10 protein-coding genes and 2 tRNA genes are annotated in these 13,622 nt (G+C 49.7%); 7 read left to right on the top strand and 5 right to left on the bottom strand.

The features are described 5' to 3' along the window. Positions 1–30: 30 nt before the first annotated feature. Complete coding sequence (locus tag EQU24_RS18605; RefSeq protein WP_017842117.1) at positions 31–1,884, bottom strand: methanol/ethanol family PQQ-dependent dehydrogenase; 1,854 nt, start codon at positions 1,882–1,884, stop codon at positions 31–33. Between the two features lie 263 nt (positions 1,885–2,147). Here EQU24_RS18605 and EQU24_RS18600 point away from each other — a divergent pair, with 263 nt between their 5' ends. Both EQU24_RS18600 and EQU24_RS18595 read left to right on the top strand, forming a co-directional pair. Then, complete coding sequence (locus tag EQU24_RS18600) at positions 2,148–4,586, top strand: cation:proton antiporter (RefSeq protein WP_017842118.1); 2,439 nt, start codon at positions 2,148–2,150, stop codon at positions 4,584–4,586. Between the two features lie 642 nt (positions 4,587–5,228). Next, a complete protein-coding gene (locus EQU24_RS18595; RefSeq protein WP_235726428.1) occupies positions 5,229–5,948 on the top strand; it encodes a reverse transcriptase domain-containing protein in 720 nt (239 codons plus the stop codon). A 28-nt stretch (positions 5,949–5,976) separates the two neighbouring features. Here EQU24_RS18595 and EQU24_RS18590 read toward each other — a convergent pair whose 3' ends face one another. Together EQU24_RS18590 and EQU24_RS23100 are read right to left on the bottom strand one after the other, a co-directional pair. Then, positions 5,977–6,993, bottom strand: a complete 1,017-nt coding sequence (locus EQU24_RS18590; RefSeq protein WP_138767222.1) for a transposase — start codon at positions 6,991–6,993, stop codon at positions 5,977–5,979. Between the two features lie 17 nt (positions 6,994–7,010). Further along, positions 7,011–7,346 (bottom strand): hypothetical protein, encoded by a 336-nt coding sequence (locus EQU24_RS23100; protein WP_017842121.1) that lies wholly within the window; start codon positions 7,344–7,346, stop codon positions 7,011–7,013. 105 nt (positions 7,347–7,451) lie between these two features. On the opposite strand from EQU24_RS23100, the gene EQU24_RS18580 reads away from it, so the two are divergent. Continuing rightward, positions 7,452–8,048 (top strand): group II intron maturase-specific domain-containing protein, encoded by a 597-nt coding sequence (locus tag EQU24_RS18580; protein WP_268869782.1) that lies wholly within the window; start codon positions 7,452–7,454, stop codon positions 8,046–8,048. Positions 8,049–8,577: 529 nt separating this feature from the next. Here EQU24_RS18580 and lpxH read toward each other — a convergent pair. Both lpxH and EQU24_RS18570 read right to left on the bottom strand, forming a co-directional pair. After that, on the bottom strand, positions 8,578–9,303 hold the full coding sequence (gene lpxH / locus EQU24_RS18575; protein WP_017842123.1) for a UDP-2,3-diacylglucosamine diphosphatase: 726 nt from the start codon (positions 9,301–9,303) through the stop codon (positions 8,578–8,580). 509 nt (positions 9,304–9,812) lie between these two features. After that, entirely contained in the window at positions 9,813–10,325 is a 513-nt protein-coding gene (locus tag EQU24_RS18570) for a peptidylprolyl isomerase (RefSeq protein WP_017842124.1), read from the bottom strand. Between the two features lie 181 nt (positions 10,326–10,506). On the opposite strand from EQU24_RS18570, the gene cysS reads away from it, so the two are divergent. The 4 genes from cysS to EQU24_RS18550 all read left to right on the top strand — a co-directional run bounded on the left by cysS (position 10,507) and on the right by EQU24_RS18550 (position 13,609). Continuing rightward, positions 10,507–11,895, top strand: coding sequence for a cysteine--tRNA ligase (gene cysS, locus EQU24_RS18565; protein WP_017842125.1), 1,389 nt, complete (start codon positions 10,507–10,509; stop codon positions 11,893–11,895). A 49-nt stretch (positions 11,896–11,944) separates the two neighbouring features. Continuing rightward, on the top strand, positions 11,945–12,574 hold the full coding sequence (gene fchA, locus EQU24_RS18560; RefSeq protein WP_017842126.1) for a methenyltetrahydrofolate cyclohydrolase: 630 nt from the start codon (positions 11,945–11,947) through the stop codon (positions 12,572–12,574). A gap of 877 nt (positions 12,575–13,451) precedes the next feature. Continuing rightward, a tRNA-Pro gene (locus EQU24_RS18555) sits at positions 13,452–13,528 on the top strand. Positions 13,529–13,532: 4 nt separating this feature from the next. Then, a tRNA-Arg gene (locus EQU24_RS18550) sits at positions 13,533–13,609 on the top strand. Positions 13,610–13,622 lie beyond the last annotated feature (13 nt).

Below are 13,622 nucleotides of genomic sequence, written 5' to 3'. Positions count from 1 at the left end.
TTTGTTTCTATCTAAAAATCAGATATTTTCTTAATTAGGCAATGCGAATACAGTTAATGTGCCGCCCAATTTAGTGTAAGAGCTTAAGCTTCTGTATGCGCCGACCGCTCCTAAACCTTCAGAGTTAGAAGATTCTTCGCCGGAGTCGAGTCCCGCAGCAATACCGATACCAGCCCAGCCGCCGACGCCTGACAGTACGCCGACATATTGTTTGCCTTCGTATTCCCAAGTATTGACGTTACCAATGATGCCGGAAGGTGTTTTAAATCTGTAAAGCTCTTTACCGGTCTTCGCGTCAACCGCTTTCAGGTAGCCTTCCAGAGTGCCGTAGAAAACGACACCGCCGGCAGTAGCCAGCGAGCCTGACCATACCGAGAATTGCTCTTTGTTAGACCAAATGATTTTACCGGTTGTAGCATCCCAAGCAGTAAATTGACCTAAGTTGTTGGAGCCGTCTTCCTTGCCGGTGATGACATCTTTACCGGCGGGGAACATAGACAACGTCGCGCCAACATATGGTTGTCCGGCAGTGTATTCAACCTCGAACGGTTCATAGTCCATGCAAACGTGGTTGCCGGAAATATAGAAATAACCGGTTTGCGGAGAGTAAGAAACAGGCTGTTGGTTTTTGCTTCCTAATGCCGCAGGGCAAACGCCTTCAGTGTTGACGTCTTCGCCGTTGTATTCCGTGCTGTATTGAGAAACGACTTGCGGACGGCCGGATTTCATGTCGACATGAGACGCCCAGTTAACCGCTTTGTCGAATTTTTCGGCAACCAACAATTCGCCTGTGACGCGGTCCAGTGTGTAGCCGAAACCGTTACGGTCAAAGTGAACGGCAGTTTTGCGCATTTGGCCTTTGATTTCTTGATCGACTAGCGCGACTTCGTTGATGCCGTCGTAATCCCATTCGTCATGCGGAGTCATTTGGTAAACCCATTTGACTTCGCCGGTGTCTGCGTTACGAGCCCACAATGACATCGACCACTTGTTGTCGCCAGGGCGTTGCGCCGGGTTCCAAGTCGAAGGGTTGCCGGATCCGTAATAAACCAGGTTCAATTCAGGATCGTAGCTGTACCAGCCCCAAGTGGTGCCGCCGCCGATTTTCCATTGGTCGCCTTCCCAAGTGCTGGTGCTCGAATCTTTACCGACCGGTTGGACTTTACCGTCTTTCCAAGTGGTGGTTTTAGTTGGATTGATCAAAGTGTCGGCATCAGGTCCCATGCTGTAGCCTTTCCAATCCAACTCGCCGGTGCGAATGTTGTAAGCCGCCAAGAAGCCGCGTACGCCGAATTCACCGCCGGAGATACCGGTGATGACTTTGTCTTTAACGACTAATGGAGCTTGAGTGTTGGTCATGCCCAATTTAGGATCGCCGTTTTGAACGCTCCATACCCGTTTACCTGTTTTGGCATCCAACGCAGTTAATACGGTATCGGATTGTTGCAGGAAGATTTTACCGTCGCCGTAAGCTAAACCGCGGTTGACGGTGTCGCAACACATCACAGGAATAGTGACGTCGGCATCTTGCTGCGGAGTGTATTCCCAAATAACCGCTTGTGTTTTTTGATCGATCGCATAAACGGTGTTAGGGAATGGAGTGTGAATATACATGACGTCATTGACAACCAGAGGGCCGCCTTCATGGCCGCGCAGAACGCCGGTTGAAAAAGTCCATGCCGGTTGCAGGTTTTTGACGTTAGAAGTGTTGATTTGTTTGAGTTCGCTGTAACGGGTACCATGATAGTTACCGCCCCAAGTCGCCCAGTTCGCTGGGTTCTTGGTCAATTTTTCAACTTCGCTATTCGCTTGAGATACTGCAGGTACTGCAAGCAAGGCAGCGACAGTTGAGGCAATCAGCCAGCTTTTGACAGGCTTCTTCATATATTTCCTCCTGGTATCCTGTTACACGACAGAATACGGGTTATGATTTTTAAGACTAATATTAGTTTTAAGTAATTTATGGGGCGACGATCATTCCCTCTACCGGAGAACTAACAAGTGCCGCGCCAGGTGTGTAAATTTAAGGATTTTTTCCTAAAAGTCAACTTTTAAGGCGGACGACAAGCCTTTAAATTACACTGTCGTTCGGGAATATAAGCTCAGGGTTCGGCTTATCAGGGTCATTGTATCAACAACCTTCTATTATGCAAATTTCCTACTTGCTTTCTGTTGTTTTGGTGTTTCTGACCGTTGCAATGGTTATTGCCGGATTGACCAGGCATTTGCGGTTGCCTTATACCGTTTTGTTGGTGTTGATGGGGTTGATGATTAATTTAACTAGCACATTGACCGATCAAGTGGCCTTTGTGGGTGGGTTTCGATTGACTCATGAGTTGGTGTTGTTTGTCTTTTTACCTGCGTTGATTTTCGAATCCGCGATGAATCTCGACGCGCGGGCCTTATTAAAAGATTTGGTTCCGGTGGTCGTGATGGCGATTCCGGGCATGTTGATTTCGGCATTTCTGGTTGGCCTTGGTCTGGTGGTGTCGCTACAGCTCGATTGGCTTGTCGCGCTATTGTTCGGTGCACTGATTTCCGCAACGGATCCGGTCGCCGTGATTGCTTTGTTTAAAGAGCTTGGTGTCAGTCGAAGGCTTGCGGTATTGGTAGAGGGCGAATCGTTATTCAACGATGCCACGGCGATCGTATTGTTTAATATCGTGCTTGGTTTTCTATTGTCCGGACAGTACGACTGGGCCGATTCGCTATCGGCAGTTCCGGCTTTTATCCGGGTGTTTGTCGGCGGCGCGGGAGTCGGTGTTTTCGGCGGCCTGCTATTTAGCGAATTGATAGTTAGATTGGCTCAAAGCGGCCGGAGTATCATTTTGGTGTTTATGCTGATTATGGCTTATTCGGCATTCATCGTTGCCGAGCATTTTTTCCATGTGTCGGGCGTCATGTCGGTGTTGGCTTCTGCGCTATGTTTTAAAATAGTCGGCTTGCCGAGGTTGTCGGGTGACGTCGAGCATGTTGTCAAAGAATTTTGGGAAGTTATTGTTTTAATTTTTAATTCGCTGTTGTTCATTATGATTGGCTTATCGGTCGATCTGTTCTCGCTGCTCGGAAATTGGAACCCGGTTTTGTGGGCGGTAATGGCGGTGGCTATCGCGCGTGCCGTGAGTATTTATGCGTTGATGCCGTTTACGACCTATGTGTTCGGGTTGCCTAAAATTTATCTTGCTAGCCGGCATATCATGTGGTGGGGTGGTCTGAAGGGCGGTTTGGCAGTGGCGATTGCTTTCTCGATACCGGATACAGTGGCTGATAAACAATTATTGAAAGAGTTGACGTTAGGCGTTGTGATGGTGAGTATGCTGGTTAATGCATCCACGCTTAGGCCGCTGATGCATTGGTTGAAAATAGATCGATTGAGCAACGAAGAGTGGCTCGAGTTACAGCAAGGCATGGTTCAGCTTAAGTATTCGGTCGACGATGTCTTGCATAGCTTTGCCAATTTGCATTTACTTGACAGTGATATTCAAAACTCGGTTGTCTTCGATTTGCGCAAAAAATTGCCGTCGAGCGACAAGCCGATGTCCGAGGATCAGCAGTTAAAACAATTGCATTTGTTGGCATTGCAAGCTGAAACGGATGAGTTGGCGCGCTTGCACGATATCGGTTTGGTGAATTATTACACCTATTTTAATTTTCAGGATCTATTGAGAAAAGACCGGGCAAAAACGATAGAGGAGTTGTTGCTTATCGAATCCGCAAAAGTTGAAAATAATTCGTTTTTGCGGTTTGAAATGTCGATGATCCATTTTTTAAGCAAATACGAATGGACGCTCGGTTGGCTCATTAAATACCAAAGCGTCCGGTTTTCGAATCTCATTCGTCATGATATTGCCGGCGTATTAATGGCGCATGTAGCTTTGCAAAAACTTAAAACTGCCGATCCGAATTTATCCGGCGACAAGTTAAATATCATTAAAAAAATATATCGGAACCGTCTTCATCGACGGCAAGGGCGATTAAAGCGCTTCGGCGAATTGTTTCCGGATTTTTATCGTCAATATGAAAACAGGCTGTTTCAAGAAGTGGCGCTGCTTTATTCGCATAAGTTAGTTGTTGAGGAATACGAACAAGGCAAATTGTCGGTTAAGGTCTTTCGGCGATTAGAGCAGTGCTTATTCGATGCGCAAAAACAATTGCCGGCGATGACGGCTAGTTTGAGTCTGGCTAAACGAGATGATTGGTTTGACAGCGTCCCTTTGTTTTCCGGGTTGCCGAGGGCGGTAATCAAACGCTTAGCGGAACAGGCGCGCTATATTAGTTTCTTGCCTGGAGATACTTTGTTCGATGAAGGTGACAAAGGCGATTGTATTTATATATTAGTCAGCGGCAGCGTCAATGTATTCAAGCGGGATGAGCAGGGGCAAAGCTGTCATGTCGCCGAATTACGGAAAGGCAGCTTTATCGGCGAGCATGCGTTATCGGCCAAGGCGGTCAGAACCGCGACGGTTAGGGCTAAAACGTATATTACCGTGCTACGCTTATCGGTCGAGCAGGTTGTTGAATTGTCGGAGCAAGTTCCCGATTTGGCCGGTCGATTACGGGACGCGGAATTTGGGCATTATGCTTGATAGGGGAAGGTGAAAGGTGAAAGGTGGGGCTCTGTGTATTCGCTAACTTAAGTAAAAAACACGTCATTCCGCCAGGGATTGGCGGAATCCGTACGCCCGCGAGGGCGTACTATCAGTACGGTGAAAGTCCGTACCAGAGTAAGCCAAAAGCTCTGAAATGGAAAATAACTGCGTCACCGCGAGGTGGGGTGGGGAGTAACTGGAAATGAACTGTCAGTCTGTAGTAAGGCAAACTCGTTTCGGTTCCATGTGGTGGCGAGCCTTCGGATTCATGGCGAAGCCTGGAACTCACGGATCACGCTGACTTGGCTATTAAAGCGATGACCCGGCTGCATGGGATGTTTGGAGATTGAATGACAGGAAGGTAGTACGTAGCAAGCGGGGAGACCTGCGGGTTGCAGTGAACGACCGGCAGGAGTCAGAGCCCTCATAGTAGTGAAGACGGATACAGACAGAGCCCCGAAGAGTTTGTGGGAAAGCCGAACCAGAAATCCCGACAGCAGGGCGTAGCGTGAAACCTGCTCTGTCATACGTCCTGTAGCCGTTGAGACGAGCGGGAAGCAAAACCGCTTTTAGCTAAGGGGGGTAGGAAGATAGATGCGAACTGAACATGAAAAGGCAACCGAAGAGGTAGAATCCACAGTGTCAGAAAAGACTAGACAGGAAACAGACATCGCGGCGCTACAGCAGTGTCCGGGGGTGAAAGCCGGATTATGGACGGAGCGCATGTTGGCGGCACTGGTTAACGGTGTCAAAGGAGGCAAATGGCATAGTATGATGGACAAAATCTATGCGGAGCGAACCTTACGGATCGCCTGGCAACGGGTGAAAAGTAACCGGGGCGCGGCCGGCATAGACAAGATCAGTATCGAGCGATTTGAAAATAAAGCGGAGCAGTATCTGCAAGAACTCCAGCAGCAACTGCAAAGCGGTACGTACCAACCGCAAGCGGTCAAACGAGTAATGATCCCGAAGGCCGGAGGCGGCGAGCGGCCCTTAGGCATACCCACGGTCAAAGACCGGGTGGTGCAGATGGCGATCAAGCTGGTGATAGAACCGATCTTTGAGCACACCTTCAGAGACAGCAGCCACGGATTCAGACCGGGCAGAGGTTGTAAAGACGCCTTAAGAGCGGTCGATGAAGGGCTCAAAGCCGGCTACACCTGGGTGGTCGATGCCGACATCAAAGGCTACTTCGACAACATCAGTCATGACCTACTCATGAGCAAACTTGGCGAGCGACTCGCTGACCGACGTTTGCTCAACTTGCTGGAAGCCTATTTAAAACAGGACATCATGACCGACTGCGAAAGCTGGAAACCCACGCAGGGGACGCCACAAGGGGGCGGTACTGAGTCATAAGCGCCAACTTAAGAATCTAAGTATTTGATTAAGCAAGACTAACGCCACCTCCCTGACCTTCAATAATGAGTTCCAAAACTCGATCCGGCAAACCCTGAAGCTTTCTCTTGCGCGGACGTTCACAAAGGCTTTTTACGTGGTCATCAATAAAGCGCTTATTTTTTGGAAAACAAGCCGTAAGTCCTGCCTTGATCTCATTGGCGATCGTGCGCCATAAACGCCAATGGGTAATCGAACGATCACCGTCCATTGTGGTGGCCGCCCGGCCGAATCGGCGCTGCGCTATTTTTTGAGTCACTGCAGCAAACAGTAACTTGCCGTGCAAATATAAATCCGCCAGCTTGCTGTCTTTTCGGGCGCGTAGCCGGTCGATATCAAGCAAGCTCTTTAGCCGCTTTATGACCAGCTCCACTTGCCAGCGAACCCGGTAGAGCTCAGCGATTGATTTCGTGTCGAGCAGCGCTTCGGGGAGCGAAGTAAAAATCAACACCCAGCCGCTCAGCATCAAGGTTTTTTGGCTCGCCGTGCGACCTTTATCACGCGCACGTTGTTTCGCTTTGCGGCGTGCTTGCGCCGCCTGTTCCGGCGGTAACGGCATCGCATGCACCACGCCATCAATACGTTTGTCTTGATGGCACAGATAAACCGGTATCGCACCCGGCTGACCATTCAAATCGCGTATGCGCTGTTCCCAATCGATTTTAACACCTTTCGGTTCGTTGCACCGTTCGTAAAGCGTCATGCTGTGTGGATTGTAGCGCAGTACGACGTGGCCGCCGCGATCAATGAGCGGGACTAAAGACTTCGGTTGGTTGTAGCCTCGATCAACCAACGCGACATCACCTGCAGTCAACTGATAGTGATCCAAGCTCTCGCCGACTTTATCGGTCGTGACGTTGACCTCGCGAAGTGCTAAGCTCATCAAGTCGATCGCCACATGCAAGCGATACGTTGTTTCTTTCGCGCCGGGTTCTTGCACGGTCGAACCGTCAATCACAATGAAATTCAAGGAGTCATTGTTGATCTGTTTATCCAATCCGAACACACTCTTTAATTTCTCTTTTAAAGATCTTCGAACATCATGCCATTGTTGATCTGTTTATCCAATCCGAACACACGCTTCAGTAACGACTTGATCCACACCACGCAGGCCGCCAGTCGCTTGGTCACCGCCGTGTCGCTCAAATAGCCTTGAAGCTTGGCAACTTCGCCGGCACAGCTGCGCAACGACAAGTCCTGTCCGCAATACAACAGGACTAACTGCAATAATTGCAACGGTGATCGGATTTTCCGTGCCCGTGCAAACGCCTGTAATTCATAGGCCTGCTCCTGGAAATCTGCCGGGAGCTCTTGCAAAAATTCATCAAAAGGCGTATCTGTTAGCTGTGGCTGCTTCATAGGGATTTTCACTTTCGTCGGTAAAAATACTCTATGTTGTGGCCACACTTTTATTTTTCAACTACAAATCAACGTTTTATGCCTTAAGTTGGCGTCTATGCGGTACTGAGTCCGTTACTGGCGAACATCTACCTCAACGAACTGGATCACCTGATCGGCGACCGGTATCGCCTGGTGCGCTATGCGGATGACTTCATCATCTTGGCGGCCAGCGAAGCGGAAGCCGACGCAGCCCTGACCGAAGTGAAACAGTGGATGGCGCGCCACCAGCTCGAACTGCATCCTGACAAGACAAGGCTTGTCAACGAACAAAACGACCCGCACGGATTCGACTTTCTGGGCTACACCTTCAAAAAGGGACTGCACTTAATCCGCAAGAAAAGCCGAAAGGCGATGCGGGATAAGATAAGAGCGCAGACCCTGCGAAGCCAGGGAGTTTCAATCGATACTGTGATTCACCGACTCAATCCGATATTACGCGGCTGGTTTAACTACTTTAAACACGCCCACAAGAGCGAGTTACAAGCCATGGACGGATTTGTACGGCGCAGACTCAGAAGTATCTTGCGCAAGTACCAAAAGAAAGGGAGCGGGACAGGAAGGAACGTCAGAGACCATCAACAATGGCCGAATGCCTACTTCGCAAACCTGGGACTTTTCACACTGACTGAAGCCCATGAGCAAGCGAGCCAATCCCGATGAGGAAACTATCGACTGGAGAGCCGTGTGCGGGAGAACCGCATGCACGGTTCGGAGGGAGGGGAGAGCCTGAAACGGCTCTTCTCTACCCCTATAGTGCCAGGGACGGCAAAGCGTAGCTTCACATCCATGTAACCTGGATATCGACAATCCATGCCGAGATGACGAATAATGCACCACAGGATAAGCACTAAGTTGGCGCTTATGGGGTTATGTGGGAGCGATCCCTAGATCGCGATTTCGGAGTCGGTAAGCTTAGGTAGCAACAAATGGTATCGAAGTCACAGTGGCCTAGATTCCTTGTTCCCGGCACTCCAAAGGCTGTGAGAGTATGCGAATACATCATAAAAAATTTATTCACCATGAAGGCAATGAAGAAAAAGACTATAAAATCAACAGTCTAATTCTTCAAGTTACTTCATGTTCTTCATGGTTATTTCATAATATTGAATACTTTCACGGTCTCTCCAGCGTGGGAATGCATATCAATCAAGGGAAAGATGAATGGGTGTTGATTCGCTATTTGTTGGGGTCAAATGGCTTCGAGGCGATGGCCTTGCTCGGTCCAGCATAGAACTTGTGCACTGTTTTTTTTCCAGTCGGGTAATACGAAACGCTTCGCCTTTTGTCCGTCGATTTCGAATTCATGGATCGCCGGCCGGTGCGTGTGGCCGTGGATTAGTTGCAACACGCCGTGTTCGCGCATAGTGTCGATAACGGTCTGTCGGTTGACGTCCATGATGTCTTGCGTTTTGCCGCGTTTGTGGAAATGGCTGCGCAAGCGGTACCAACGTGCGGCGATTAGCCTTAGCCATAAAGGCTTGGAAAGGACGTTTTGCTGCCACTCCGGAGTATGCGATTTTTCGCGGAATGCTTGATAAGGGAGATCGTCGGTGCAGAGTAGGTCGCCGTGAGTCAACAAAGTCGGCGTTCCGAACAAATCGATCACGGCATAATCGCCGAGCATATTCACGCCCGTTTCTGTGCAAAATCGTTGTCCGAGCAGGAAATCCCGATTGCCTTGTTGCAAATAGACTTGCGTGCCGGACGAGGTCAGGTGTTTGAGCTGCCTTTTGATTTTGGCGTTCGGCGGCGTCGGGTCGTCATCGCCTATCCAGGCATCGAATAGGTCGCCGAGAATGTACACGGCTTCGGCGCGCGGCGCATGTTGTTCCAAATAGGACAGGAAGCGCTTGGTGATTCCGGTTTTTTCAAGCGAGATATGCAGGTCCGAAATAAAATGGATTTCGCGGGGCATAGGCAAAAGACTGGCTCGTTGAATTGGGGGAAGGCGGGGTAGGAATATGCACAAAATAACCTCTATAAGTAGTAGGCTTTGCGGCGGTTCGGTGACTCGCTTGACAGGACGCCGTGAATACGTCCGTGTAGGCTTGACGGCGGTTATCCCTGCCGCCGACACATGTCAATCGAGCCGCCGAATTCCCTTCCAAAGTTGTCGACGTTATTTCATGCTCGTTCCTTAGGGAATGGAGCGCGAATGCGGCTAAGGACTTAGTAACAAAAAACTTCCCATTAAATTATCGTTCCCATGCTCTGCGTGGGAATGTATCCCGGGACGCTCTGCGTCCCCGATGACCGATAAAACAAGCAAAAGCCAACCCATGCACTTCCTAAAGTCTATCAAGCAACCTAACTGTCGCAGTCGACGCGGAGCGTCTAAAGCAGCGTTCCCGCAAAAGGCATGGGAACGATAAGCTTGCGAGGAATGTCGGCCGGCAGCATCCGTGTTCCATTGGCAAAAAAGTCTTATTCGACGATTTCGGCTTTTTCGATCACGATGTTGGTTTTTGGAACATCCTGATGCATGCCCCGGTTGCCGGTAGGTTCCTTGGCCATAGCGTCGACTATATCCATGCCTTCAATTACCTCGCCGAAAACGGCATAGCCCCAGCCGTTCGGAGTCGGATTGGTGTAATTCAAGAAGGAATTGTCCTTGTAATTGATGAAAAATTGCGCGGTCGCCGAATTCGGATCGGGCGTGCGAGCCATTGCCAACGTGCCCCGGTTGTTTTTTAAACCATTATCGGCTTCATTTTTGATCGGATCGCGAACGGATTTTTGGTTGAAATCGCCGTCGAAGCCGCCGCCTTGCGCCATGAATCCCGGAATAATGCGGTGGAAGATCGTGCCGTCATAAAAGCCATCTTTAACGTAGGTCAGAAAGTTTTCTGATGAGATCGGTGCTTTTTCGTGATTCAATTGAATTGTGATTTCGCCCAGTGTCGTGGTGAGTTTGACCTTATTTGCTTGTTCTGACATTGTATTTTCCTTTGCAAAAGAATGGGTTGTCGCTAGTAGTAGTATTGTAGCGGTAAAAAGAGTACGCATGGTCGATTTCCGTGAGTAACAAGTAACCAAGAATTCTATGTGTTTTTGTCTTGAAAGAGAAGCACCGGCTTGGTAAATTGCCCTGTTCTGTTGTTAACCAGTCTTATCTATCATGTTGAAAATATATAACACTCTGACGCGCCAAAAAGAACTTTTTAAACCCCGTGTCGAAGGTAAGGCCGGTTTATACGTCTGCGGTATGACAGTCTACGACTATTGTCATGTCGGGCATGCAAGAGTGATGGTCGTATTCGATGTCGTCGCGCGTTATTTGCGTTACTCGGGCTATAATCTGACCTACGTGCGCAATGTAACCGATATCGACGATAAAATCATTCAACGCGCGCGCGACAACGGTGAAGATTTCCAAAGTCTTACCGAACGCTTCATCGAGGCGATGCACGAGGACGAACGCGCACTTTCTGTATTGCCTCCAGACATCGAGCCTAAAGCGACCCAATCGATTCCTGAAATCCTGGCAATGATCGAAAAATTGATTGCGAACGGCATAGCCTATGTTGGCTCTAACGGCGATGTATTTTATTCGGTTTCGAAATTTAGCAACTACGGACGCTTGTCCGGCAAAAACCTAGCCGAGTTACAAGCCGGCGAGCGAGTTGAGATCGAGCAAGCCAAACAAGATCCGCTGGATTTCGTACTATGGAAAGCGGCCAAGCCTGGCGAACCGGCGTGGGAGTCGCCGTGGGGTCAGGGGCGCCCCGGCTGGCATATCGAGTGCTCGGCGATGTCGACCGGTTGCCTGGGTAATCATTTCGACATACACGGCGGCGGCATGGATTTGCAGTTTCCGCATCACGAGAACGAAATCGCGCAATCGGAAGGCGCGACCGGCGAAAAGTTCGTCAACTATTGGATGCACAACGGTTTCGTGCGCATCAATGAAGAAAAAATGTCGAAATCGCTGGGTAACTTCTTTACCGTACGAGAAGTCTTGAAACGTTACCGGCCGGAAGTCGTGCGTTTTTTCATCCTGACTAGCCATTACCGCAGTCCGCTGAATTATTCCAACGAACATCTGGACGAGGCGGCGGTCGCGTTGACCCGTCTGTATACCTCGTTACGTGGTATCGATGCCGGCGAGTTCGAAGTCGAAGCCGATTACGAGGCGCGCTTTAGAGAAGCGATGGACGACGACTTCAATACGCCGGTCGCGTTGTCGGTACTGTTCGATATGGCTAGAGAACTCAATAAAGTCAAAGACTCCGATAAGCAAAGGGCGAGTCAATTGGCCGCTACCATAAGGGGGCTGGGCGGCGTTTTGGGTATATTGCAAGACGATGCCGAGCGCTTCTTGAAAGAAGGCGATAACCAAGCCGAAGGCTTGACGGCCGAGCAAATCGAAACGCTGATACAGGCGCGAATCGACGCCAAAAAGAACAAGAATTGGGCGGATGCCGATAAAATTCGCGATCAACTGAAGCAGCAAGGCGTGATACTCGAAGACGTTCCGGGCGGAGGCACTAACTGGCGTCGGGAGTAAACGTCGCCGAAGCGGCACGACTTTAATGACAAAATAAGCAAATCGATCCATGACCAATATCAAAGACAAATCTTTACAAACCTATCTCGATGAATTGGCCAGCAAGACGCCGACACCGGGGGGCGGCAGCGCCGCTGCGTTGATGGGCGCGCAAGCGGCAGCACTGGTCGGCATGGTATGCAACTTGACGATAGGCAAGCCGAAATACGCCGAAGTCGAAGCGGAAATGGGCGTACTATTGGACAGGTCCGAAGCGTTACGCGAACGCCTAACGGGCATGATCAAGGCCGACGTCGACGTCTTCGGCCGGTTGATGGCTTGTTACGGCATGCCGAAAGAGACTGAACAACAAAAGGCGGCTCGTTCCGAAGCGATACAGTCCGTATTGAAAGAAGCGACCGAAGTGCCGCTTGAATGTGCCCGAGCTTGTTTCGAAACGATCGAGCTATGCCGGATTGCCGCCGAAAAAGGCAATACCGGCGTCATTAGCGACGCAGGCGTCGCGGTCATGTCCGCTTACGCCGGATTGAAAAGCGCGGCATTGAATGTCTATATCAATGTCGGCAGCTTGAAAGACAAGGAATTTGCCGATCGTAAGGCTCAGGAACTCGAATCGATTTTGGAAGGCACCGAACAAGCAGTCGATGAAGTTTATCGCATTGTAAAAGAAAGGCTATAGAAGCAACCGAACGCCGAGCGTTCGCCGTTATACACATCTCTTTGAGATACGCTGTGCGTGCCATGGCGCTCCCTCCAATATTAACCAAGCTCTCATGGTTTGATGTGGCTAGAAATTCGCTGCTTAACGGCATGAAGGTACGCGAAGCGTACCCTACAATTTAGGTATACTCATCGTAGATCAAAATTCGGCACCGGAGTATTTGTCAAAGGACGCCGTGAATACCTCCCTGTAGGCTCTATGCCAGCTCCATGCTGGCAAAGCTTTTGCCGCACAGCCCGGTGCCTCCTTAGTCAGGCGCTGCCGAAATTTGAAGTACGAAAGGTATATAACGATGAGCGCAGAGCGCGGGAACGATAATTGCCGGGGGGCTGAATAGTTACCAATAACTTGTTACCTGATTAGCAAGTTTCTTCAGCTAAAGCCCAAAAACTAGCATATCCCTAGCAGGACGGGGTTTGCAACCCCGTCCTAAACGTTTTGACTTTGGCCGAAGTTAGCCGAAATGTTTAGGGCAAACCGAAACGTTGGGGACGGGTTAAATAACCCGTCCCGCAGAAGTGGCTACGACTGGCCACTGCTCGGACAGTTGGCTTCAGCAAGCTGAAGCATCTTGCTAATCAGGACTTGTTATACGTTTGTATAGAGCTTTCGCTCACCAAAAAAGTTAGCGAGAATGTTTAAGTAATTCCTTGAAACCCTTCATGAACTTTATGCGCTTCGTGGTTAAACTGCCGAATTTAGGTTGAATTACTTTTTGAGATTATTGTTAAAGATTAAAAAAATCTATTGACGAAAGTCATGAGAGTCTTTATCATACGCAGCTCTTCACGGGTGGATAGTTAGACAAGATTCGAGCTCATTCACGAAGGTCAATCGGGGTATAGCGCAGTTTGGTAGCGCGCCTGCTTTGGGAGCAGGATGTCGGGGGTTCGAATCCCTCTACCCCGACCACACTGCGCTTGTAGCTCAGCTGGATAGAGCATCGGCCTTCTAAGCCGAGGGTCGCAGGTTCGAGTCCTGCCAAGCGTGCCATCTCCTGTTGAAA

The sequence above is a fragment of the Methylotuvimicrobium buryatense genome, assembly GCF_005931095.1.
GTDB classification, from domain to species: Bacteria; Pseudomonadota; Gammaproteobacteria; order Methylococcales; family Methylomonadaceae; genus Methylotuvimicrobium; species Methylotuvimicrobium buryatense.
The sequence above is the reverse complement of the archived record's forward strand: the minus strand, read 5'-3'. Positions and strand labels throughout refer to the sequence as shown.